This window comes from Rahnella sp. CG8 (genome assembly GCF_023701875.1).
In the GTDB taxonomy this organism is placed as follows: domain Bacteria; phylum Pseudomonadota; class Gammaproteobacteria; order Enterobacterales; family Enterobacteriaceae; genus Rahnella; species Rahnella aceris.
Genome location: NZ_JABAED010000018.1, coordinates 83,658 through 106,646, shown reverse-complemented (window position 1 = coordinate 106,646; position 22,989 = coordinate 83,658). Strand labels below are relative to the sequence as shown.

Sequence of the window (22,989 nt, the reverse complement as noted above, 5' to 3'; positions counted from 1 at the left end):
TAATGTCTGGATTTGAAGTGAATTTTGACGGGCTGGTGGGGCCAACGCACCACTACGCCGGACTGTCCTTCGGTAACGAAGCCTCGACACGTCATCAGCGAAGCGTCGCCAACCCGAAACTGGCCGCCAAACAGGGACTGCTGAAAATGAAGGCGTTGACTGAGATGGGACTGCAACAGGGAGTACTGGCGCCGCAGGAGCGTCCGCACCTGCCGCAGTTGCGCCGCCTCGGCTTCAGCGGCAGCGACGAATCGGTGCTGGCGCAAGCGATGAAGTATGCACCGCAACTGCTCTCGGCGCTCAGTTCAGCATCGTCGATGTGGACGGCCAACGCCGCCACCGTCTCGCCCTCGGCGGACAGCGCCGACGGCCGTGTGCACTTCACAGCCGCCAACCTCAATAACAAATTTCACCGCGCGATCGAGGCAGATACGACCACCGCGGTATTGCGCGCCATGTTCTGCGATGAACGCTATTTCGCCCATCACAAGGCGCTGCCGCAGGCGGCACTGTTCGGTGACGAAGGTGCAGCCAACCACAACCGTCTTGGCGGTGCTTATGATAGCCGCAGCGTGCAGGTATTCGTTTACGGTCAGCAGCAATTCGGCGGCGAACCGGGGCCGCGGCGCTATCCCGCGCGTCAGACGCGGGAAGCCAGTGAAGCCGTAGCCCGCCTGCATCAGCTCGATCCGGCGCACACGGTGTTCGTGCAGCAAAATCCTGAGGTTATCGATCAGGGCGTATTCCATAACGACGTGATCGCCGTCAGCAACCAACAGGTACTGTTCCACCATCAGCAAGCGTTCCTTCATCAAACCCAGGCGCTGGATGAAATACGCCGCAAAATGGCGACGCTGAAGTTGGAACTGATGGCAATTGAGGTGCCAAAGGAACAAGTGTCTGTGGCGGATGCGGTGAGCACCTACCTTTTCAACAGTCAACTACTGACTCGTCCTGACGGTGGCATGACCATCGTGGTGCCGGAGGAATCTCGACAACACGCTGGGGTGTGGCGCTACCTGACCGAGATGGCCACCTCGGGCGGCCCGATCAACGATATTAAGGTGTTCGACCTGCGCGAAAGCATGCGCAACGGCGGCGGCCCGGCCTGCCTGCGGCTGCGGGTGGCGCTCAACGAGCAGGAGTTGGAGTCGGTGAACCCACGGGTGATGATGAATGATGCACTGTTCTCCACCCTTAACCTGTGGATAGACAGGCACTACCGCGATCGCCTGACGCAGGAGGATCTGGCCGATCAGCAACTGTTGCGCGAAAGCCGCACAGCACTGGACGAGCTGACAACCATTTTAGGGCTGGGATCAGTTTATCCGTTCCAACGATAAGCGAGGTGAACAATGAACGATTTTCTGGCGCTGACGCTGCGCGGTGAAACGCCGGCGCAGCAGAGCGGCGAGCAGCACGGCCTGCGCTGGCGCTGGCTGGGGCAAGGGCTGCTGGAGCTGATGCCGCAAGCGGACTACCGGCGGACGGTGGTGATATCCGCCGGGGTGCACGGCAATGAAACCGCGCCCATCGAACTGCTGAACCAGCTGACCGACGACCTACTGACTGGACGCCTGCCGTTGGCTGTGCGTCTGCTGCTGATCCTGGGCAACCCGCCGGCGATGTGCGCTGGCAAGCGCTATCTCAATGACGATATGAACCGGATGTTTGGCGGCCGTCACCGCCAGTTCGCCGCAAGTGGCGAAACGGCGCGGGCGCGGCAACTGGAACAGGTGCTGACGGCATTTTTCTCAGTGAATCCTTCGCCGAACAACGTGGAGCGTTATCACTACGACCTGCACACCGCCATCCGCGAATCGGTGCTGCCGCGTTTTGGGCTATTACCATTTCAGTCCCGACCTTATAACAAAAGTCTGCTGACCAGTTTAGACGCGGCGGAACTGGATGCTTTGGTAGTACACCGTGAACCGGGCGGTACCTTTAGCCACTTCAGCAGTGAGCAGTTGTCGGCAGCCAGTTGCACGCTGGAGCTGGGCAAGGCATGGCCGTTCGGCCAGAATGATCTGTCGCAGTTCCGCGCCATTGACAACGCCCTGCGGGCTGTGGTGAGCGAATCTGTTCTGCAAGTTCGAAACATTCAGGCGATGCGGCTATTCAGCGTTGTCCGATCGCTGATTAAACGCAGCGATGATTTCAAACTGCATCTGCCAGCCACCACGCCCAACTTTATGAGTTTTGGGCGTGGTACGCTGCTGTGCGAGCAACCTGGGGAAGAATACCGCGTTGAGCACGAACGAGAGTGGATCCTGTTTCCCAACCCCAATGTCGCGCCGGGACTACGCGCCGGCATAGTGCTGAAGGAGGTAGAGGGCATTAAACTGCCAATAACAGCAGACTATAGGGCGATAACAATTTGATATTTATATAATGATTAATTCGTTTTGTTTTATCAGGGTAGATAAGCACTCTCTGTATTGACATAAAAAGATCATGTGGTTTCACACGAAAACAAACCACCGGATTAATACATTACCTGTCAGATTGCGCTTATTTTAAAAAAATACATAAAACAGGTTTCCCAGCGATGAGCCGTGATGTTAACAATCCCAGAAGCAGTCTACCGCAGCTTATGCAGTATAAAAATGCTGAACATTAGGCTCTTTTGCCTATATATGTAAATTTTACTGACATCCTACTTCCCAAGATACCCAGTTACCGCACACTGTCGCTGTGAGTTGTTTACTCAAGCGCTGCTCAATCACGGTTTTCTAGGGTACCGACCCTGACCCAAAATCCTGCTCCATTCAGAAACAGAAATCAGGCATAATATTCACTCCCCTGATCGGACTCAATCGTTTCTTCTTGAGTCTATCCATATCAAGAGTGGTACGTTCCTGACGCGACATGACTTCGGCGAACTCAGATTTCTGGGCCATTATCCAAACTAGGACAGGCATATCGCCCGTATCACAAGTATGTAGCCGCATCCCCCGGTTATGACGGTGCCAGAACTAAGCAGGAGCATCCATGTATTTCGGTCGGATGAAATAATCGCAGATGTCCTCGCATGTGTGGCTGCAGGCGCAGCCGAAATACATGTACACCCCAGATCTGAGACAGGAACAGAAAGTCTGTGGGCGGTTGATACAACTGTGAATGCTATCAGGAGGGTATGTCCGGGAACCCTGATCGGGGTCTCAACCGGAGGCTGGATTGAAGGCTGCACAGAAAATACCAAAAGTGCAATTTTTGCATGGAAACTCAAACCGGACTATGCCTCAGTAAATCTCTCTGAGACCGACTCAGCAGAGATTGTAAACCTGCTCTGCGAGAGACATATTGCCGCTATCAGCGACATCCCGTATCAGGGAAAGTACCTTTTTGTTTAACACACTCAGTTCCTTATAAAGGGTCAGTACTCCGTCGAATTAGCAAGGGCGCTTTACGTCAGCGATAGCGGGCCATCAACACGGGAGTCAACGAGCAGACAACCAGCTTCTTCGAGCCACGAGTGAAGGCTACGTAGAGATGCCGGGCATCCATCTCTTCAGGAGCAGTTATGACGGCCACTTCCGCCTCCAGCCCCTTCAACAACAGAGTACTGCCAATGGCACGTCGCGTAAGGGGCCTGCTCTCGTGCCGGTTTCGTTCGCGTTCCCGCACCGTGGCATCGGCAAAACTGCAACTGCCTCCTGCAGCCATTTGCATCGCGCGTAGACAGCAATACAAAACATCCGGACGATAGACCCGGGCATTGTTTTGCCGGGTCAACGCGCGCAGAGCCTCGGCAGCCAGGGTGAAGCTTGGGGCATTCGCGAAAGCGATCAGTGCGGCTTCTGCCTCTGTAGCAGGATTGCGTGCAGTCCCCCGGCGTAAGCTCTCCAGTCGGGGTTGCAAGGCAGCAGCGCCGACCTGCGTCATCACCTCCGCGGCAAACTCCACCAGACGAGTCAGTGCGTCGGTAGCCTGCAGGTTAAACGTCGTTCCAAACAACGTGAGATCGGCCAGGTCAACGGGCTCTACAGCAGTCGCCCCCGGTGTCTGACTGGCCATTTGCCGACGGCCACGAGGATTGCGGCTGTCACCAATCACCAGCACGTCTCCATCCTGCGTAACAGCCTGTGTTAACGCAGCGGTGAGCCGTTGCTGAATGGCAGTAGCCGGCTGCAACGCGACCCAGACGACTTCTGCTGGCGCCTGGCGCAGATCAATGCCACCTCCAGCCAAGAGTATTCGCCGGCACTCCAGAAGCCACTGGCCAAACTCAGACGTGCCTGCGTTCGTCCAGCGCCAGGGCTCATTCAGCTCACCGATAGCAGGAAAATACGGAAGTACGTCGGTATTCCAGTCCACCAGTTGGTTACCGCGAAAGCCGAAGATAGCCTGCATCGGGTCACCAAGGACGCAGGTGGGGAACACCATGGAAAGTGCTGTCACCAGAGCGTGTTGCACAAGATTGCAGTCCTGATACTCATCGACAATCAGGTGGGCATAACTTGCCGCGAGGACCTCATTGAGGTGCCCACTTTGCAGTAAATGCCTGGCAGCAAGGCGTATTGCCGGGTAATCGGCTCCTGGATTCCGGAGCTGGAGGACGTCAGCGGCAACAGCACTTCGCTGCGGAAACATCGCCACCAGCCGCATGGAAAAACCATCGATTGTGGCAATGTGGTAAGCCGAAGCGGGCACTCCGGCTTTTTGCATGCGCAGACGCAGTGTCGTGACACCCGCATTGGTATGAGTGAGGATGAGAACCGGCTTTGCCCCGGTATGTTGGGACAGTGTATCGGCGATGAGTTGCGTCTTGCCACAACCTGCAGGGGCCGTGATCGCGCCTCGACGAAAAGTGAATAAATTGTACTTAGGCGGCATGGGCCCACCAGTAGAGGCGATTGATCAGAGCGACAAATTCTGCCTCTGAGATTTGGCTATAGGGACCGAGAATATCGCGTGCCACATCCTCGAACTTGGTGACCGATTTAAACCAGCCGTTTCGACGATTACGCGCTGCCAGCCCCAGTAGCTGTCGCGTTGCTAGAGAATATGGCACACCTAGCTGTTGACGCTGCTGCCGGATTTGGGCGAGAGTCAGTCGTCCGTTTGACTGAGTCTGGATATGCGCAGCCACCAGATCTTCTTCCACAAGGTCTATGGCCCGCTGAAGCAGAGCATCCACACCCGCATCCGGTAGGCTCAGAAACAGCTCGTCCTCCAGAGCACGTCCTTCTCGCCAAGTGATGTACTCCCCACCGGCATTCACGTATGCCTGCACGGTCGCCACAGTGGGCGGCTTATCCGCATCAACCATGACCAATACCCGATAACCAAGCTGGCGCAATGCGAGTCCGCGAACAAAGCATCTGTCAGGCTCTCCGCCGCCGACATTCACATACGCAGTCCCAGCGGCCAGCATTGACGCTCCATTTGCGCTTGTCCAGAAATGGTCCAGGCCACGGATCAGGCCGACTTCACTAGCGCCTTCGCAGACAATGACGCTTCGGGCGAGAAAAGCTTCCGGATCAGCCCTGACAGTGCTTTGAATATCATCAGCGACGCCTACCTGGAGAACCCAATGTGCACCATCCGGAGACTTGCGTACCACGAAGAGCTGATTGCCGTTAAGCTCGCGGACAGCAACCGGAGAATGGGTGGTCAGAAATACCTGAAGGGGTGGGGGATTTTCCTTCGCACCAAGGGAATTCAACAATCGGGTAAGACGATGCGGCTCCAGTCCGTACTCCACTTCGTCGACCAGAGCGACAGACGCCAGCTGTGCTGCTGCACGCTGCATACCTGCGACGAGTAGACGGGACGAACCTGTACCCAGTGAGCGCAAGGGCACACCTGTCGCATCGTGCAGCGCAATAGCACCGTCTCCAATGGATACCGCGTGCGCGTCCAGTAATGCCTGAGCGCTACCACCGACAGGCACGCCAAGTTCATTGGCTCTCTGAGTCACGATTTGCAGTGTTGCAGCCAGCTGTATACCGGCCTGACCGCCGAAACTGGTTCGGGCTTGGCGTGCTGCATTGGCCAATTCAGCGCCAAGGTTTGGACGCTCCTCGGTCAGGCGATTGAGTACCGAACCCCGTGTCCATGACAGGTTGGAGCTGGCATAAGTCCCGAGCCGAGCTGGGGCTAACAGCAACCGATCCTTCCAGGCAATGTTGCGCTCCTGCCCTTGTGCCTGAGCGCGCTGTGACACCAGCGACCAGACAGGCTCCAGCTCGCTATCCACCGTCAAACGTAAGCAAAGAACCGTTTCCAGACCCTGTTCAGGTTCTTCGGTGACCAGTCCGTTTGCACGGTTGAAGGCCTGTAAATAATTTCCGTACGAATCCAGACGCATCAGGGCATCGGGCAACGAGCCAAGCGTCAGCGTAATGCTGATGGGCTGGGCGATATCCAGCCCATAAAAATCAGTATCGGCGAAACTGATATTGCGGCGGGCGCCAAGGCAAAGGTCAATCGCATCGAGAATCGTGGTCTTGCCGCTATCTCCAGGGCCAATCAGACAGTTGAGACCTGGTGAAGGTTGCCAGTTCAGTAAGCGGATGGTTCGGAAATTCTGGATCTCGACTTTGCAAATTCTGACCACAGACCTGCTCCTTAATTATTTTTTTCCTCACTTGCGGCATGATCGCAAAAAACAGCCACAAAAGAGATATAACGCGCCGAAATATATTACTCTCTCAATTAGCAAGGAGCTAAACATGGATATCTACCATGCTGTTTTATCTGCTCGTTTCCTGATCTACACCCCAAACCGATGGCATATGCTGGGAACACACTGTCAGTCTTTTGCTCGTTAAGTGTACCGGTATTGTCCACCGTGCACTATTCGTTTCACTTAAGCTGACCATTGATTAAGACACTGTAGTATTAACCATGTCTGCTTATGGCACGAAGTTGCCGTAAGCAAGGATGATGGGCAGTTGCGAGCGAGGAGCAAGCCTACCTATCGGGTATTGAGTAACACAGAGGTGACCATCAAACTCGTGACAACTATCGTCCTCATTCCACCACCATTCTTGTCAATTTTCTTCTTCCCCGAGTAACCAAGCACCAAGCACCAAGCACCAAACAAATCACGATTCTTCCTTACTTTTGAGTTTGTCGGCGATATCTGGATCAATACGAAACTTGGTTACTGATGCAAGTACTTGGTTTTTCCATTGGGTCTCACAGGTGATCTCTCCATTGTGTTCAAATCAATGAGTTGCCCCTGGTAGGAAATCGTGGGACATTGGATGAGTAGCATTGGGGTTATGAAATACTTCAAGTTCAAAACACCAAAATTCTTTGCCATCGCAAAGATTTATATATTCAGGTGATTGAATATCAAGATCAAAGTTGATTGGTTCCAAAGCACCTTCAGTCCTGTCAAATAAAATACCAATTCTGCGGGCTTTCACAACTGGTGGGGAAAATTCAGCCTGGATGGCCATCCGTTGAAATTTTGGCAATGTCCCAGCATTGCTAAATAAGATAGCAGACAAATTTGCTATTTCTGGATTGTTAAACAGTCCAGCCTGTATATGTTCATGGCCTATAAGTTGGTCAATCGGTAACGCAGCAGCCTTCATCCCCTGGACGTTTCGACTGTATGTGCCGTTTGCCCAAACAGATAGGCAGGAAGTGACTCGCGAGACCAGAGCATAGTGCCTCCACCGCTAAAATCAGCTATAGCGATTGTAAATGGCAACCCTCTAACATACGGTAATTTTTCATATTTTCTCTGGAGTTTAGACCTGATAGTCTTGGCGAACCGTGCAGCCATATAACCTGCTGTGCGGGCTAATCGATCTTCAGGGGGATGCTGTGTTTGAGGTAACTCCAGGCTACCCGGGCCAGTTGGATTCGCGGTGACTGCTGCAACACAAACTTTGTTATTACCGCACATAAGCATAAAGTCCGGAGATGGGTAATCTTGAAAAACTTTAATCCCCTGCTCTTTAAAGCATGCGAAGAGATATAGCGCCCAGATTCTAGAGTTGAACCTCCGGCTCTGGAGATCGGTTATGAAATTATCATCAGGTTTGGGCAATGCCAGATAAAGTTCGGCAATTAAATGAAATGTCCTCGGTACTTTATCGTGGACGATAATTGTAGAAATGCCTGACAAATATTCCGCCCACCAACCTGATCCAGTCGGGCTCTAGGTGATTGCCCAGATGGAATAGGTAATGGTCCCCCTCCCTCTGAAAGATGCTTATCCAGTTGCGCTACAGCTTCCTGCTCAGTAAAACAGGTTTTATGCTCGATAGGTACCAGAACGTAATCTTCTCGCCGCCTGAGCACGACAAGGCCATATAAGCTATTACTGAATCGAAGCACTGCGCCATATCCAAGCCCTTTTTCATTTTCCCAAGCTGAAAGGAATTCTGCATTACCATAATTTGGTCCATGTGGTAATGACATTGCAAATATTTTGAAAGACTCAATAGGCATTCTATGTAGGCTCAGTATCTTATCGGACATTTTTTCCTCTTACCGCCGCCAACCCTAAAATTCACTTAAACTGAAGCTTTCTTGATTTGAAAATAATGTTTCTGATACCAACGAGCCTGATATGCCTTCTGTTTCTTGTGTGTCTAACGCAACTATCGTATTAAGCTCGGGAAATAATTTTCTCTTTGTACTTGGTTTAATGTGTACATGTGAGATCATCGCTAAAAAACGTCTGGTTGTATAAATTGTGTCATAATGAGCAGACCCTTCACCATCGTCATACCATGAGCCTGTATCCACCACTGCAGTGTTAAGTAATGGTGATATTGCGTTGAAATTATCAGTGCGAATAGAAACAGCGAACTTGAATGGATACGAGTCTCCCTGCGCAAAGTAATCTTCCCCACGCCCATACTGCCTCGTAATCTCAACTGTTCCGCGAACCAGAAGATAGATATACACTTCATCAAGGCTGAGCAATTCAGTGGAGGCTACATTGCACCAATCGACAGTTGTCTGTGATGATAAAATATCCAGTTCGTCCGGAATGTTATTTCTTGTGACTTCATTAACTTCATTCTGAACTTCTTCAATTATTGATTCAGTAATAAGTCGCTCAAGCTCATCGAAATCATCGAATATTTTATTACACAGTTGTATGAGCAGTTTGGCACGTTCAAAAAACAGCTTGGGGTTACTATCAAAAGAATGTTCGCTAATATGGGTGTAATCGTTTAACGAAGCATAGTTTTTATTAAACCAGCCTATACCAGCCTCTAGAATTTCGAGAGCTGCCTCATCAAGAAGCTGATCGGGTATATGCTTCTGGGCAATGTATTTAGCTTGCTGTTTACGGGTAACAGTGGCGTTATTTTTGTTTTTAGTGAACCATGGAGACGCCATAACTCTTTCATCCGGCGCCAATCGTTTCAGCACATGATTTATCAGCTCACGCATTGCATAAGCAAAGTTGTTTAAGCGAAGAGGATTGCCGTGAGAACAGTAGTTACGAAGACTGGCGTACAGGAGTTCATACTCAAAGTCTGTTTCCAAGTGCTCCCGAAACTCTTTAATAAAATCCATTTCAAGCATTTTTTTTAGTTTCATACAAGTACCTAAGTATCAATTGATACTGGGCTGGTTAGCCCGTCATTATGTGACAGAACGCAATGATACGCTGAAGAGCGATATCTTGTCGTCGAAAACGCGTTTCGGGCCTCCCCTGGCTACGCGACTACCTGGCTACGTCAGGTTCTGTGTTTCAGTTCTTCCCTGTACAAATCCAGGACTTTTTTCGCAAACTCATCATCTTTGACATAAAAATAACACTCAGGCATACCCAGCAGCTCAGCCATCTGACACGCAAGTGAAAATTTTGGCGTATGAGTTCCCAGCTCGTATTGTGAGATACGTTGCCTTGCGGTAGCTTCTTCAATGCCAATCATCACCCCAAGCCTTTCCTGTGTCATACCGCACATCTTCCGGGCTTCTTTCAGTCTTTTCCCTATCATTGTTAATCCAGACAATCAATTTTTATCATTGACGTCTGTCTAGCATTCCTTTACATTTTATTTGTAAAGTAAAACCTTTACATCAGCCATACACCAAGGAAATCGTCATTATAATGATTGAAGCTTATGGGCTCCGTTCGCAAGACGGAGCCTTGTTTCATAGTGCGGGGCGTAAAATAGAGCAGCCAATGGCAAGTTAGCCAAAAATGTAGATTTGCTATTCGGCCAACATCTCTTTCCCCTGCAGCCACCTAATGGATAGAATTCATCTCGCCCGTGATCGCGCCTAAGTAAGCGGGAAAGAAGCATGGCTTTCAACCAGCCAATCACCAATAGCCTGATACCTAAGACGAGAAGAATCCAGGTCAGAGGTGTGGCAAGATCCTCCAACGAAAAGGACAACAATTTTGCAGTATGCGCGTTTGAATGAGATCCCCCTTCGGTGTAAACAAGTGTCTGGCTGCGACCACAGTAAAAAGTAAGCCGAACACTCAGTAACCTTTATAAAAACGAAGCAGAACAACAAAGGGCGTAAGTGAAATCTTGGACATGAGGGGAGCCGAATGGCTGTGCGTGATTGGCACTGAGTCTGCACGAAGTATACTTGAAGGGCACGCGACCCGAATTTTGTTTAGTTACCCGCTTCGTTCAGATCAAAGAAATTTCCTCGACGAAACTCAGCATACAAAATGGTGGCAACCGCTATAAAATAAGTCCATAATTAAGTCCTAACCAATTTGGTTTATCCATGAAACTTTTATTTCATCAATTGGTTAGAGCCTGGATTCAGGTCCAGTCAGAGGAGCCAAATTCTTATTTTCATGCCACTTTGCGAATCCCTATATGATTCGAATTCAATGAGTTAGCGTGAAAAGTCTTCCCGATGCATTTTCAGTTTTCCCTCCGCATCGGGAGAATTTGGTGGTCAGATTTGGGGTCAAGTTGGTTCGATGACGGAGTGACCCCCAAATGTCTCTTAACGACACAAAAATCCGCAACTTAAAACCATCCGAAAAACCCTTCAAAGTCTCCGACTCGCACGGTCTATACCTTTTGGTCAATCCAGGCGGTTCACGTCTCTGGTATCTCAAATATCGTATCGATAGAAAAGAATCCCGCCTCGGTTTAGGGGCCTATCCCGATGTTTCTCTGGCTTATGCCCGACAACAGCGTGACGGTATCCGCAAGCTGCTGGCGCAGAATATCAATCCAGCACAGCAGCGCTCTGCTGAAAGAACCCCTTCCACACCAGAAAAAACCTTCAAACATGTGGCACTGGAGTGGCATAACAGCAACCGGACATGGTCAGAGAACCACGCAACCCGCCTGCTTGCCAGCATGAACAACCATATCTTCCCGATAATTGGACACCTGCCGGTCACAGAACTGAAAACCCGCCATTTCATCGACCTGCTGAAAGGGATTGAGAAAAAAGGTCTGCTGGAAGTCGCAGCACGTACCCGGCAGCATATGTGCAACATCATACGTCATGCCGTACATCAGGAGTTGATAGAGAACAATCCGGCAGCAAATCTGGACGGTATCATCGCCCCTCCCATTAAACGCCACTACCCTGCCCTTCCGCTGGAGCGACTGCCGGAACTGTTGATTCGCATTAAGGACTACCAGCAAGGACGAGAGTTAACCCGCCTGGCCGTATCACTAACCCTGCACCTTTTCATCCGTTCCAGCGAACTGCGTTTCGCCCGTTGGTCTGAGATCGATTTCAAAAATAGAATCTGGACCATTCCTGCCACTCGCGAGTCCATCCCCGGTGTCCGCTACTCTGGGCGTGGTGCAAAAATGCGTACTCCACATATCGTTCCACTCTCCTGTCAGTCTATTGCTATTCTGAAACAGATACGGGAAATATCCGGGCATCAGGTGTTGGTATTCCCCGGCGATCACAATCCGTATAAACCGATGTGTGAAAACACGGTCAACAAGGCGCTACGCCTGATGGGTTATGACACAAAAGATGAAATCTGCGGCCACGGGTTTCGGGCAATGGCCTGTAGTGCCCTGATGGAGTCTGGGCTGTGGCCGCAGGATGCGGTTGAACGGCAGATGAGTCACCAGGAGCGTAACAGCGTTCGAGCGGCTTACATCCATAAAGCAGAATATCTCGATGCCCGTAAAGCGATGATGCAATGGTGGTCGGATTATCTGGATATGTGCCGGAAAGAGTATGTGCCGCCTTATATTTGTGGGAAGGAAATCAGTTACACAATGAGATAGCCCTTCTGACAAAATAAACCTCAAAAAAAGCCGTATCAGTCTGTACTGGTACGGCATTTTTCTGGCTTTAATTCGGAGAAATTGTTAAGCCGTTTATGAGCATCTTCAACCGGATTAACTTGCGTGAATCGAAAGTGTGAGGTCCTCTTCTTATACAAAACTATTCACGGAAACGGCTTAGGTCTGTTATGAGCTGGGAGAAACGGACGTTACCTGCCTGTTCAATTTGATGATACAGGGGAGATCCCAATTATCGATTCAATCCGCACAGCCAGGTCGCTAGCACGGATTCTTTCTTAATTTTCCCTCCAGTTATACACTTTAGTTATTCTGTCCAGCGCCAACCATCCGGCAGTGGCAAGGCCAAATTGGTGGCAGCAATCTAGGGTTAAGCAGTAGCAAAACTGCAAAGCCTGCTATGTTGTATATTCTAGTGACAAGTCGAGCTTTAAGGGGTTTATATGAGCAAGTCGCTTGAAGCAATCCTTTCGGTACGCCGCGCGGAAGAAGATGAAGCAGAATTAGTGCGTGAGATAGTGTGTGCTGCCTATTCCAAATGGATTTCGGTTATTGGTCGCGAACCGACGCCCATGACGGCTGATTTTAACAAAACCGTCCGTGAGCATGATATTAATCTCGCTATTGTCGCAGGGGAAGTTGTCGGCCTGATCGAAGTATGGCCAGGTGCCGATCATTTCTGGATAGAAAATATAGCGGTCCATCCGCACTGGCAGGGAATGGGGATCGGGCGTACATTGCTGGCGCATGTTGAAAGTAAGACTGCTCAATCGATGCTTGGGGAAATCCGCTTGCAGACGAACGAGGCGTTCGAGGCGAACATCGCACTATATACAGCGCTCGGATATAAAATCGATAGACGTGAACCGTTCAAAGGTGGCACGACCGTTTTTATGAGTAAAAAACTGACCACGGTATAAAGTTCTCTTGGATAATTTTAACGTTGGTTTCTGACTCTGATCTGCCCGGTGAAGGATTAAGGGCAGTTATCAGCGAAAACATTTATTTTTCAAGTAAATTTTAGCGATCAGTACATTTTTGAAATTTAAAATCATGTAAGTAAGTTTAATTTGAAGTCTTTCCTAATTTTATTGAATGCCAACTCACAAAGATATTCAGCTTCCTTGGGAGTTTCTGCGATAGAAAATATAAATCCTATCATCGAGTTTTTGTGTATCACCTCACCTGACCTAGCAATTATTCTCGATTCAAGAATATCTGGCAAGTTATCTTTAATCCAGTTTGGTGTAAAATCTGAAGGTAAAATTTGCTCAGCATTGCTGAACAAACATAAAGAACTAACAGCTGTATTTTTTAAAGCTTTAGGTGGAACTGTAGGTTGACCTGCAAAAATATTTAACAAGTATTTATAAATATTTTCACCACCGGTTACATTTCTATAAATTACTTCTAAAGGCCCTCCCATAATTCTTGGGTTTATTTCAACTAAAATAGGCTGACCATTTTGAATTATCAACTCGACATGCGCCATACCCAAATCTAAACCCAGTGCATCAACAACAGATTCAGCATATTTAGTTACTTTTTTGTAAAGATCTTCAGATATGCCACTGGGCATCCCAGAACCTAGTTCGAAAGCATCATTCAATAAACTACGTTTTCTAGAGGTAGTCATAAATGCTTCAGACTTATTACCTAAACAAGCAACTTCAACTGATATAAGCTCACCATGTATATATTGTTCGATCAAAAAACCGCGTTCAGTTATAAAGTCTTTTTTATCTGAGAGCAAAGACTTCAAGGTATATCGAGCTTCGTCGTAATTTTTTACGATGAATGCGTTCAGGCTGAGTTTGCCAAATGAAGGTTTAATTACAGCAGGATATTTCCCAGTGTACTTATCTAAGTCGTCAAGTGTAACTAAAATCTCGCAAGGTACTGATGCTATATAGTTTGATTTTATTATTTTCCGACAAATAAATTTATTCCTGCAGTTCATTAGCGCGGTGTAATTAGTTGACTTAATATTTAATTTTTTGGCAATCCAGGTCGCAAGTTCTGCCGTTAAATCCTCTAAAGGTAAAATAAAGTCAAAAGGTTTTTTTATATGAAGTTTAGCAATTATATCTAAAATATAATTTTTATCCTCTAAATGAGGAACTGATATTATTTCATTGGATTGTTGAGTCAGCGAAATATTTTCAGGGGTTTTAGGCCAAGGAGAGTAGTCGTCAATTTGGACAAAGGTAACATCAAACATCATGCTTTTAGCTGTGGGGATAGATTTTAAGCCAGATTGATTTGATTCTATAATTAATATATTCATTGATTCACCTATGAATTAGAAAACACCCTTCCCAAAGAAGTAAATGCTTCAATAAGTTCTGGTTTTGGAATTGCAAAAGAAACTCTAATGTGGCTTTGGTCAACACCAAACGCTTTACCTGGGGATACAACAATTTTATTTTTTTTTAATAATTCGTAGAATGAAAAATCTTCAATCATAGATGATCTCATAGTATTTTTTAACCATATAAATACTCCCCCACGCGGATACATAATAGGAGAAACACCATGCTCATAAAGGATGCTTAGTGCTAAATTCATATGTTCGTTTAGTCTTTCCCTAAGAATCATTAGGTTAGTTTCGTAGCCAGAATTCAAGGCATTGAATGCACGTACCTGTCCACTTATAGGGGCACTCATTGATAGAATCCAATGCTGTTTCATAATGTTGCGAATTACTTCACTATCTCCGATTAAATATCCAACACGTTCTCCAGCTAATTGCAGTGTTTTAGAGAAACTTTTTACAATAACCATTGTATTATTTCTTGTTTCCGAAGCATAGAATGGCCTGCGAGTTTCATAGAAAATATCTGAATATACTTCATCTGAAATAAATAAAGCATTCTTTGCAGTTGACTGTTCTATAGCAGTAGATACTAATTTTTTATTTGGAACCATCCCTGTTGGATTATGTGGAAAGTTCCAAATTATTGCTTTGTAATCTACTTCGGCTAACTCAGAAATAGAGTCAGTTAACTCTATTTCTGAGTTACAGTTGTAAAGATAAGGTGTAAGTCCGAATCTATTTATCAGGCTTAAATAGGGAGGGTAATAAGGGCGAGGGCACGCTATTACAGAACCGATCGGTAAATGTGAAAATATAGAGGCTAGAGCCATAGAGGCGCCAGTTGTAACGGCCACTTCTGAAGGTGAAACTTTGTGGAGTGCTGCTAACGCATCACACAAATATGGTTGACCAAATGGATTGCCATATCTTGAAAAGATAGAGCTTTCATCATTTTGATCTAAAACTATGTGTCCCAAACTGAGATCATACATCTTGGCAGCCCTCTAAATGTAAAAAAGATATACCACATTCGTCGATGGGAATTTCACAGTAAAATTTATTACTATGATGAAGTTTATCAATAATTTTTTTGTAATTTAAAAATACATTTTTAAATTTAGCGACTGAGCAATCATGTGCAAGTATAAACTTATTGCTTGGTGGCTTCTCTAAGATTGACTTAAGTAACTCATTATAATCATCTTTTCCGTTTAATGGGTTGTCAATATCGATGAAATATATACTGCTTTTGCCATCATCTTCCGTAATAAACTCTTTGGCATCCATTAAGATATGTTCTATATTTGAATTTTTATTGATCTTATTAAAGTTTTCGGTTGAAATATTTAAATATTCCTCATTAATATCAACACAACTTAACAAGATATTATTAGAACCTTTATTTGTTTTTTTATGATAGTCTTGCGCGCCACAAAGGATCCATGCTGATGCATAACCCGTATAGCTTCCTAAAGATATGATTGATTCAGGGACAGTTATCCAACCAAATGCGTAAAGAAGCCTACACATAGCAGGAGTTATAGTTGTTGAAAGAATATTAAAGTTTTGATTTATCTCTTTTCCGGCAGAAGAAAAAAAGGCCCAATCTACAGATTGATTAGAAGAGATCCTCAACCCATCATTGGATAAGTTTTCCAATAGTCTATCAATAATACCCTCAACTGTATTCATTAGATTCGCCTTATAGCTCTATTGATTTAATCAGTTGTACTAGAGCATTCAAAATAAGAATTTCTGAAGTTTCAAGATCAAAAGATGCGGAGCGCGGATTAGGAATAGGTATAATCCTTTCTGCCGGTAGCGCACCAGTTGATACAAGTATACTGTATGTTTGTTCAGCCGTCCGTAGTGTGGTCAGATTGTCCGTGCCTACAGAAAAACCTGCAAAATATTTACCTTTAAGAACTGTCTCAGGTTCTAGTGAGTCATAGTGAGCTCCACAAATTAAATCTATAAGATTTTTAAAGCATCCTGATACTCCGCTCCAGTAACCTGGTACTCCCAGAAAGACCCCTTTGGCTTTAACTAGATCAGTTAACAAGTTATTTAAATCTAAGCTATTATAAAGTTTTGTTTCTCTGGCATCAAAAAAAGGCAGGTCCATATCTCTAATGTCATAATATTTAAAACTATCATAATGAGGAGTTACTTTTTCAAGTGCATTGTTTAAAAGTGTGCGTGTTGCACTGTTACCCTGTACAGAAGGTGCAGGTTTTCTAGTTGCATTTATAACAACAATCATCGATGGCCTCATGATTAAGCTATAGCAGGATTAACTAACTGTTTGTTCAGATTACTTACAGGAATATCCTCTAAATCAACCTCGGGTATATAAGCTGGAAGTTTCCATAATGGAGATAATGGTGTGCATGAATTTTTGCTAATTTTATCCTTTATATCGACTACATGTTCATCTAAACCCAAGGAATTTAGCATGTCAAAGTAGTAGTTTATCTCTGAATACTTACCTAAAGCGATTAAGGTGGAAATTACTCCTGTAACATGACTTATAAGTCCAGAGCCCAACCTTGCTGCATATGTTATGTCCAAACCTTCCTTAAATATAAAATATGCTTTGTTATAATTTTGAGTCATAAAGTAATAATAACCAATAAGCCTTTTAACATGATCGGCCATAAATGGACAACTTAATACCTCGTCAGCTTCAATGACTCGAGAAATATGTAGAAAAGCCCCATTGAAATCCTTTGCTCTCATCCTTAAACCGGCCATCCGGTAATTTATTGTCATCTGGCCTCTAGCACTTTGCTGGTCTCTTAAAGCAAAACGTTCAAAAACATTTTCAAATACGCTTATTGCAGCATTATAATCACCGCGCATTTCCATCAAAAAAGCTGCATTTGCCAGTAAATTGAATCTTAGATATGCACTTGCTGGATTTTCAAGCTCGCTTATTAGCCAAAAAGCTTCATTAACAAGCGCGAAGGCTCGTTGATAATCGTCATCATTTTTTGTTTTCTTCCACGATAACGCGTTTAAGAGAGCAATTCCATTTTTTAACCATGCTTGTTCAACTAAAACTTCTGGTGTCTTTGGTACCTGTTCTAGATATCGCATTCCTTTTTCATATTGCGTTAGTGCTAGATTTGAATTGTAGAGGCGTTTGGCGTATATCAACCCAGCCATGTAACAAATTTTAGCTTTTGTGACAGGATCTGAGGTAATTATTTCGGCCTGTTCGGAATAAGAAATAGCTTCTATATAAGAGCCTGTATTAACAGCACTTAAAGACAGCAGTCTTAAAGACTCTGATTTCTCTTGAGGATCTTTCGTACAATCATGAAGTTCCTCAGCCCAATGGAAACAGCCATCATAGTTCTGCATAACAAGCGCACGACTAATATCTAAAACATTTTTTGGCTTTGAAGATTTAAGCACTTTAACAGGCATCGATGTATCATATTTAGCTTGGTAAAGGGGCGGATAGTTAACTTGGGGCTTAATAATCACATGAAAAATTTGTTTTAATAAATTTGATCTTGGAGTTGATTTTGTTGCTAATTCACTATTTTCTAAATAAATTGATCTTGAAACATCTCCTCCGCCCCAATGCCATTTCAACTTTTCTGTATTAGGTAGTAATAAAACTGCCCTACAAAGTATTTTCAATGATGGGCGATCAATTTCATCAAAATCTTGAACAATAGCATCAGTTATTTCACTCCCGCAGAGTACCCTGTTCAGTTCTTTAGCAACCTGGTCAATTACAGTTGCCGTATAGACGCTTTCACGACTAATTCTTCTTAATACAGCAAACTGGACAGCATCAGCAGTAAAATTGCTATCGCTTAAAGCAAAATCCTCTGATTGTGAGTCACTTACTGTTCGAACTTGAGAAAGTAGAGCCTGGATACTATCGCGGTATGACGGAAATTGGTTGTAAAGTTGATTTAGTAACGTGATGATAAACGAGAATGTTTCATGGCTTTGCTGCTGTATTTTAAACTCAATCTTTGATTTACTCTCTGGGATATCAATTGGACTTAACCATAATTGTCTCTGCGAAGAAGTACTGAATGGAGCAAGAATTAGCGGTAATGCCTTCATGTCCATCTCCCTTTTAAATCAGTTAGTTATTTAAAGGGGAGATTTCTCTCCCCGAACACAACTACCATGCAATTGCGCGAACAGCCAGATTATCATCGGCCTTAGTTGAAGTACGAGCAGATGCTACCATTTTCTCTAGATCTTTGAGCATTTGTACGGAATTGGAAACGCTTTTTGCAGAAACTTTAGGGTTGTTTTTTGCAGTATTCATAGCAATATTCCTTTTCATAGGTTAGAAAACTTAGTAGTTGTCATTCCTAAAGCACACCCCAAATGAATGCTGGAGTGATTTAGTCTTTCGGGCTGACATATTAACTAATACATCAAAACTTTTTTAAAGTTGTAATTTTTACATTTTAAGATGTAAAGAAATGTAAACAAAATAAATGCCATTAATTATAAGTTATTGTTATTTGCTTTTTCTTCTATCTTGTACATATTATTTTGTTAAACGTTGATCATAGGATGTGATGTAAAATCACTTTAATGATAACTTGCTGTTTTATAAATTTTTTTAAAGGTAGTTAACATTGGAGGCTGAGATGAAAAACAGCACATATAGTCTTAGTTGGGTCTGTGCTGTACTAGGCGCTAGCTCACCAATATCACTTGCTTTGCTCGCTCCTGCTTTACCTGTAATAGCTAAGGCTATATCAGCCACACCAAAAGAAGTTCAAATTTCTACTGCTATTTACTTGTATGTTTTTGGAGTTTCCCAGCTCTTTGTTTATGTTATTGTATACAAGTTCGGTGAAAAAATTTCACTTAAAATTGGTTCGGTCTTGTATTTGTTAGCTACCTTACTAATCTTTGTATATAACAAAATTGAAATACTTTATGTTGTTAGAGCATTACAGGCACTAGCAACATCGATAATCGTTATATCCTCACGTGCAGTTATTAGAAAAAAAATCGATAAAGACTTTATATCTAGAGCATTTTTCATCTCAGGGGTAACTTTCTCCCTATCGCCAATCCTTGGACCAATACTCAGTGCCTTTGCAACTACTAACTGGGGATGGTACTCACCATTCTTTTTACAAATTTTCTTTGGCGTTATTTTCTTGATATTGAGTGTCAGTGCAGTACCTAGTACCGAAAAAGTAAAGTTCCAAACAACCGTCAGGTCAGGTCTTAAATTCATCTTCCTTGATAAATACTTCCTTAAGTACTCATTCGTAGCTAGCTTGGCCTTTGCAGGAATATTTTCTTTTACAGTTCTCGGGCCCTTTATTTTTGAGCAAGACTTACATTTGCCTAGCTATGCCTATGGTTATATAGCACCACTGAGCGCAGTTGGATATTTGATGATTTCAATTATGAATCTCATTATGCCTGGTCTCATAATTTTTAATAAACCATTTCATTTTGGTATTGGTTTTCTACTACTCAGTTCTCTAATTTTGTTATTTTTCGTGTTTCTTGCAGAAGCAACTTTTCTGCTCGAAGCATTTGTATTCAGCGCTTTTTTGTGGAATGCAGGATGCGCATTGATTTTTCCCCCGTCGTTCACAAAGTGCTTGTCAAAATTTCATCAGGATGCGTCCAAAGCTGTATCAGTCTTTGGTTTCCTTCAGTTTATTATTTCTTCAATTGCAACATCTATTGTTTCATTAGTGGTTTTTAAACCGATTTTTACTTTAAGCTTTGCTTTTACAATAATAACCTTTCTCATTGTGATTATTTACTTTACCAACTCTCAAGAAGAGGTGCATAATTGAAAATATTAATTATTGGCGCAGGGTCAATTGGAGTTCATGCAGCCTTAAATTTTATTCATCAAGGTCATACAGTCACAATAGTTGACAAAGTATTGTTAGACGGTTCTTTGGCTGACCAGGTAGAAATCAAAAATTCTTTTTTAGTGATGAACATTAATGATTACAATAATGTTTCAAGAGTATTCCAAGACTTTAGCCCAGAAATAGTAATACATACTGCAGGTGTAATGGACTCTAAAGTTAATTCTAATGCTGTTGCTGCATTACAGGTTAACATTGTTGATTCTTTAAACATTTTCGACGAGTGTGAAAAGAATTCTGTCAAAAAAATCCTATTTACCAGCAGCCTTGCTGTATATGACTTCAATAACCAGAATTTTGATTTCGATGAGTATTCTCCTAAAACATCGACCAATATGTATGGTCTCGGAAAACTAATTTGTGAAAATTACTTGAACAAAATTGCTCTGAGAAGCAATACGAAAACTTTGTCTCTGAGATTTTGTGGTGTTTATGGTGCTGGCGACTTTGTTGGTGGTGCTTGGATGGGCAGATACTTAAAATCTATTGTCCAGAATATTCTTAATGCTTCTTCTGGTACGAAAGTTATAGTTGAGGAAGATGTAATTGGTAATAATGAATATTTATACATCTCTGATGCAGCAAAATCTTTATATCACTTTGCATTTAATGATGCTACAGGAGCTCTGAATATTAGCCCAGGAGAAATTACAAGTTTTCAGGAACTAGTATCGACACTGCAACAAGTCAGGCATGATATTTGTATTGACATCGTTGGTAGTAAAAAGTGTTCTGTAATTCTTAATAGGAGTAAGCCGTTAAGCACTACCCTTTCTCGGAAATGGGGGTTTGATTGTGATTACAGTTCCTTCGAAAAAGGTTTTAGAGATTATCTTTCATACCATATGATTAATAATGAGGAATGAATTATGCATGTCTTTATTCTTTGCGGCTCCATTTCAGAAAACTCTAAAACTCGCTTATTGATGGAGAAAAGTGATTTCTTCCTTAAAAAAATTGGTGTAACAGTAACATTCGAGGATCTTAGATTCTCTAAACTACCATTTGCCGATCCCGCTTACCATTCCCACCCTGAGGATTATCCCGATGAAAACGTAAGAAATTTTCTTTCACGCTTTAACAAAGCTGATGCTTATTTAATCGGCTCTCCACTTTATCATGGTACTATATCCGGCGTTTTCAAAAATGCGATTGATCATTTAAGATATGATGCTTTTCGTAACAAGGCTGTCGGCCTTATTAGTTATGGAAGCTCTCCTCAAAGATGTGCATTCCCCTGTATCACAATGAATACACTGGTAAAAACCATGTATGGATATCCACTTCAAACCGAAGTTGCTGCATCTAAGTCTGATATTATTGAAAATTCATCTGGCAACATTCGCTTTAGTGATGATGTCATCAAAAGACTTGAAAGACAAATTATTGAACTTAATATAATGAATCAAGTTCTGTCAAAATACTAAACGAATTTATATTACTATTGTAAATTATAATATGAGGAATGAAAAATGGGTTCACATTATCTTGTTGTTGGAGGAACTGGAATGTTATCGGGTGTTGTTGAGCGTTTGATTAAAGACGGAAATATGGTTTCTATCTTATCTCGTGGGGAAGATAATTTTAGGAAATTAAAACTTAATCTTAAGTCAGATAATATATTTCATATTGCCTGTGATTATCATGATGCTGATGCTACTAAAAAAAAGTTAGAGTTGCATACACATAAATTCGGCCTTTTTAACTTCGCAATATGCTGGGTACATGAACCCTCTGATATAGATACTTGTTCTACAATCGCTCACTATACAGAGTGTACTCTTTGGCATGTTGTCGGGAGCTCTGCTGCTGATCCTTCTAAACCTAAAAAATTAGAACAAAATTCAATGTATTTTTCCAAGATGCATCCCAACATTGATTACAGGATCATCATATTGGGATTTATTATTGATAAAGGGCTGATATTCAAATCTTCCAGATGGTTATCTAATTATGAAATTTCTGATGGTGTGAATCATGCTTTAGATAATGACCTTAAAATCACAACTATCGGAACTACTATGCCTTGGACCTTTCGTCCGGCCTTTCATTAGCTTCATCAACATCAATCATGGTCAATATGTAAGCCTAATAATGACGCTCTCACACCCTTTCACCAGCCCCAGAATTAGCTACCACTCTCAGTTAGCGATATCAGTTCCTTCATTTTCTATATTAACCTGACCGGATATTACTGACTTATTTTCATTCACAACTGCCCCGACGAATTCAGGTTATTTTAGCCGAGCATGGCGAAGCCATCTCTTCAGTAGCTGGAGAAATTGAACAGGAAATCTGGGCGAGTCCGGCTTAAGGCGTGACGGTTTTCAGGTTTTTAAGGCTCCACATTTTTCGCGGATTAAGGAGTGAAGAAATGCGGGCCGTAAAAATGAGGCAGCGGACAGAATTATTTTCGCGGGTTAAGGAGCGAGAATAGTTCAGGTACCGCGCCTCACCGGCAAACAGCCGCGCCCACGCGGATTTTGCCGGCCGGGGGGAGCCGAATAAATTTCGCCGCCCCGGCGAGCGAAAAGCTGTCGCCCACGACAGCGGTTTATTTGGGGGGCACAGCCCCGCACACCGTCGCGGCTAAGTCTCC

Annotated in this window: 21 protein-coding genes; 9 read left to right on the top strand and 12 right to left on the bottom strand. The window is 44.3% G+C overall.

The window, feature by feature from the left end:
- Positions 1 to 2: 2 nt before the first annotated feature.
- The 3 genes from astB (at position 3) to HGO41_RS25865 (ending at position 3,353) form a co-directional block, all read left to right on the top strand.
- On the top strand, positions 3 to 1,343 hold the full coding sequence (astB, locus tag HGO41_RS17300) for an N-succinylarginine dihydrolase (RefSeq protein ID WP_129544597.1): 1,341 nt from the start codon (positions 3 to 5) through the stop codon (positions 1,341 to 1,343).
- 12 nt (positions 1,344 to 1,355) lie between these two features.
- The gene (gene astE, locus HGO41_RS17295) at positions 1,356 to 2,381 is read left to right on the top strand and encodes a succinylglutamate desuccinylase (RefSeq protein WP_250981263.1); all 1,026 of its coding nucleotides are present in this window, start codon (positions 1,356 to 1,358) and stop codon (positions 2,379 to 2,381) included.
- Positions 2,382 to 2,960: 579 nt separating this feature from the next.
- Positions 2,961 to 3,353 carry a 3-keto-5-aminohexanoate cleavage protein gene (locus HGO41_RS25865; RefSeq protein ID WP_353050902.1) on the top strand — a complete coding sequence of 131 codons (393 nt, stop codon included), beginning with the start codon at positions 2,961 to 2,963 and terminating at the stop codon, positions 3,351 to 3,353.
- 58 nt (positions 3,354 to 3,411) lie between these two features.
- Here HGO41_RS25865 and HGO41_RS17290 read toward each other — a convergent pair whose 3' ends face one another.
- The 6 genes from HGO41_RS17290 to HGO41_RS17265 form a co-directional block, all read right to left on the bottom strand.
- The gene (locus HGO41_RS17290; RefSeq protein ID WP_129544599.1) at positions 3,412 to 4,836 is read right to left on the bottom strand and encodes a UvrD-helicase domain-containing protein; all 1,425 of its coding nucleotides are present in this window, start codon (positions 4,834 to 4,836) and stop codon (positions 3,412 to 3,414) included.
- Complete coding sequence (locus HGO41_RS17285; protein ID WP_129544600.1) at positions 4,826 to 6,562, bottom strand: ATP-dependent nuclease; 1,737 nt, start codon at positions 6,560 to 6,562, stop codon at positions 4,826 to 4,828. Before HGO41_RS17285 ends, HGO41_RS17290 begins: the two co-directional genes overlap by 11 nt.
- A 613-nt stretch (positions 6,563 to 7,175) precedes the next feature.
- A complete protein-coding gene (locus tag HGO41_RS17280; protein ID WP_129544601.1) occupies positions 7,176 to 7,550 on the bottom strand; it encodes a hypothetical protein in 375 nt (124 codons plus the stop codon).
- A gap of 481 nt (positions 7,551 to 8,031) precedes the next feature.
- Positions 8,032 to 8,445: a hypothetical protein gene (locus tag HGO41_RS17275; protein WP_250981262.1), complete on the bottom strand. Its 414-nt coding sequence runs from the start codon at positions 8,443 to 8,445 to the stop codon at positions 8,032 to 8,034.
- A 24-nt stretch (positions 8,446 to 8,469) separates the two neighbouring features.
- Complete coding sequence (locus tag HGO41_RS17270) at positions 8,470 to 9,522, bottom strand: pPIWI-associating nuclease domain-containing protein (RefSeq protein WP_129544603.1); 1,053 nt, start codon at positions 9,520 to 9,522, stop codon at positions 8,470 to 8,472.
- Positions 9,523 to 9,662: 140 nt separating this feature from the next.
- Complete coding sequence (locus HGO41_RS17265; protein WP_250981261.1) at positions 9,663 to 9,926, bottom strand: helix-turn-helix transcriptional regulator; 264 nt, start codon at positions 9,924 to 9,926, stop codon at positions 9,663 to 9,665.
- A gap of 969 nt (positions 9,927 to 10,895) precedes the next feature.
- On the opposite strand from HGO41_RS17265, the gene HGO41_RS17260 reads away from it, so the two are divergent.
- Positions 10,896 to 12,164: a tyrosine-type recombinase/integrase gene (locus HGO41_RS17260; protein WP_153376539.1), complete on the top strand. Its 1,269-nt coding sequence runs from the start codon at positions 10,896 to 10,898 to the stop codon at positions 12,162 to 12,164.
- A 461-nt stretch (positions 12,165 to 12,625) separates the two neighbouring features.
- On the top strand, positions 12,626 to 13,102 hold the full coding sequence (locus HGO41_RS17255; RefSeq protein ID WP_153376540.1) for a GNAT family N-acetyltransferase: 477 nt from the start codon (positions 12,626 to 12,628) through the stop codon (positions 13,100 to 13,102).
- Positions 13,103 to 13,233: 131 nt separating this feature from the next.
- Here HGO41_RS17255 and HGO41_RS17250 read toward each other — a convergent pair whose 3' ends face one another.
- The 6 genes from HGO41_RS17250 to HGO41_RS17225 all read right to left on the bottom strand — a co-directional run bounded on the left by HGO41_RS17250 (position 13,234) and on the right by HGO41_RS17225 (position 18,799).
- The gene (locus HGO41_RS17250; RefSeq protein WP_153376541.1) at positions 13,234 to 14,469 is read right to left on the bottom strand and encodes an ATP-grasp domain-containing protein; all 1,236 of its coding nucleotides are present in this window, start codon (positions 14,467 to 14,469) and stop codon (positions 13,234 to 13,236) included.
- An 8-nt stretch (positions 14,470 to 14,477) separates the two neighbouring features.
- Complete coding sequence (locus tag HGO41_RS17245; RefSeq protein WP_153376542.1) at positions 14,478 to 15,491, bottom strand: pyridoxal phosphate-dependent aminotransferase; 1,014 nt, start codon at positions 15,489 to 15,491, stop codon at positions 14,478 to 14,480.
- On the bottom strand, positions 15,484 to 16,191 hold the full coding sequence (locus tag HGO41_RS17240; protein WP_153376543.1) for an O-methyltransferase: 708 nt from the start codon (positions 16,189 to 16,191) through the stop codon (positions 15,484 to 15,486). The genes HGO41_RS17245 and HGO41_RS17240 overlap by 8 nt, the downstream gene beginning before the upstream one ends.
- A gap of 10 nt (positions 16,192 to 16,201) precedes the next feature.
- The gene (locus HGO41_RS17235) at positions 16,202 to 16,762 is read right to left on the bottom strand and encodes an NAD(P)H-dependent oxidoreductase (protein WP_194286523.1); all 561 of its coding nucleotides are present in this window, start codon (positions 16,760 to 16,762) and stop codon (positions 16,202 to 16,204) included.
- A gap of 14 nt (positions 16,763 to 16,776) precedes the next feature.
- Entirely contained in the window at positions 16,777 to 18,588 is a 1,812-nt protein-coding gene (locus tag HGO41_RS17230; protein WP_153376545.1) for a hypothetical protein, read from the bottom strand.
- A 61-nt stretch (positions 18,589 to 18,649) separates the two neighbouring features.
- Positions 18,650 to 18,799 (bottom strand): hypothetical protein, encoded by a 150-nt coding sequence (locus tag HGO41_RS17225; RefSeq protein WP_153376546.1) that lies wholly within the window; start codon positions 18,797 to 18,799, stop codon positions 18,650 to 18,652.
- A gap of 331 nt (positions 18,800 to 19,130) precedes the next feature.
- Here HGO41_RS17225 and HGO41_RS17220 point away from each other — a divergent pair, with 331 nt between their 5' ends.
- Genes HGO41_RS17220 through HGO41_RS17205 form a run of 4 tightly spaced genes read left to right on the top strand, consistent with a single transcriptional unit; the run spans position 19,131 to position 22,444 of the window.
- On the top strand, positions 19,131 to 20,309 hold the full coding sequence (locus HGO41_RS17220; protein WP_153376547.1) for an MFS transporter: 1,179 nt from the start codon (positions 19,131 to 19,133) through the stop codon (positions 20,307 to 20,309).
- Entirely contained in the window at positions 20,306 to 21,256 is a 951-nt protein-coding gene (locus HGO41_RS17215) for an NAD-dependent epimerase/dehydratase family protein (protein ID WP_153376548.1), read from the top strand. Before HGO41_RS17220 ends, HGO41_RS17215 begins: the two co-directional genes overlap by 4 nt.
- 3 nt (positions 21,257 to 21,259) lie before the next feature.
- Entirely contained in the window at positions 21,260 to 21,817 is a 558-nt protein-coding gene (locus HGO41_RS17210; RefSeq protein ID WP_250981260.1) for an NADPH-dependent FMN reductase, read from the top strand.
- 45 nt (positions 21,818 to 21,862) lie between these two features.
- Entirely contained in the window at positions 21,863 to 22,444 is a 582-nt protein-coding gene (locus HGO41_RS17205; RefSeq protein ID WP_153376550.1) for a Rossmann-fold NAD(P)-binding domain-containing protein, read from the top strand.
- Positions 22,445 to 22,989: the final 545 nt, after the last annotated feature.

Excerpts from the sequence above, each read along its gene's own strand:
- astB (WP_129544597.1), top strand. The coding sequence starts at position 3 with ATGTCTGGATTTGAAGTGAATTTTGACGGGCTGGTGGGGCCAACGCAC.
- astE (WP_250981263.1), top strand. The coding sequence starts at position 1,356 with ATGAACGATTTTCTGGCGCTGACGCTGCGCGGTGAAACGCCGGCGCAG.
- HGO41_RS25865 (WP_353050902.1), top strand. The coding sequence starts at position 2,961 with ATGACGGTGCCAGAACTAAGCAGGAGCATCCATGTATTTCGGTCGGAT.
- HGO41_RS17290 (WP_129544599.1), bottom strand. The coding sequence starts at position 4,836 with ATGCCGCCTAAGTACAATTTATTCACTTTTCGTCGAGGCGCGATCACG.
- HGO41_RS17280 (WP_129544601.1), bottom strand. The coding sequence starts at position 7,550 with ATGAAGGCTGCTGCGTTACCGATTGACCAACTTATAGGCCATGAACAT.
- HGO41_RS17275 (WP_250981262.1), bottom strand. The coding sequence starts at position 8,445 with ATGTCCGATAAGATACTGAGCCTACATAGAATGCCTATTGAGTCTTTC.
- HGO41_RS17270 (WP_129544603.1), bottom strand. The coding sequence starts at position 9,522 with ATGAAACTAAAAAAAATGCTTGAAATGGATTTTATTAAAGAGTTTCGG.
- HGO41_RS17265 (WP_250981261.1), bottom strand. The coding sequence starts at position 9,926 with ATGATAGGGAAAAGACTGAAAGAAGCCCGGAAGATGTGCGGTATGACA.
- HGO41_RS17260 (WP_153376539.1), top strand. The coding sequence starts at position 10,896 with ATGTCTCTTAACGACACAAAAATCCGCAACTTAAAACCATCCGAAAAA.
- HGO41_RS17255 (WP_153376540.1), top strand. The coding sequence starts at position 12,626 with ATGAGCAAGTCGCTTGAAGCAATCCTTTCGGTACGCCGCGCGGAAGAA.
- HGO41_RS17250 (WP_153376541.1), bottom strand. The coding sequence starts at position 14,469 with ATGAATATATTAATTATAGAATCAAATCAATCTGGCTTAAAATCTATC.
- HGO41_RS17245 (WP_153376542.1), bottom strand. The coding sequence starts at position 15,491 with ATGTATGATCTCAGTTTGGGACACATAGTTTTAGATCAAAATGATGAA.
- HGO41_RS17240 (WP_153376543.1), bottom strand. The coding sequence starts at position 16,191 with ATGAATACAGTTGAGGGTATTATTGATAGACTATTGGAAAACTTATCC.
- HGO41_RS17235 (WP_194286523.1), bottom strand. The coding sequence starts at position 16,762 with ATGATTGTTGTTATAAATGCAACTAGAAAACCTGCACCTTCTGTACAG.
- HGO41_RS17230 (WP_153376545.1), bottom strand. The coding sequence starts at position 18,588 with ATGAAGGCATTACCGCTAATTCTTGCTCCATTCAGTACTTCTTCGCAG.
- HGO41_RS17225 (WP_153376546.1), bottom strand. The coding sequence starts at position 18,799 with ATGAATACTGCAAAAAACAACCCTAAAGTTTCTGCAAAAAGCGTTTCC.
- HGO41_RS17220 (WP_153376547.1), top strand. The coding sequence starts at position 19,131 with ATGAAAAACAGCACATATAGTCTTAGTTGGGTCTGTGCTGTACTAGGC.
- HGO41_RS17210 (WP_250981260.1), top strand. The coding sequence starts at position 21,260 with ATGCATGTCTTTATTCTTTGCGGCTCCATTTCAGAAAACTCTAAAACT.
- HGO41_RS17205 (WP_153376550.1), top strand. The coding sequence starts at position 21,863 with ATGGGTTCACATTATCTTGTTGTTGGAGGAACTGGAATGTTATCGGGT.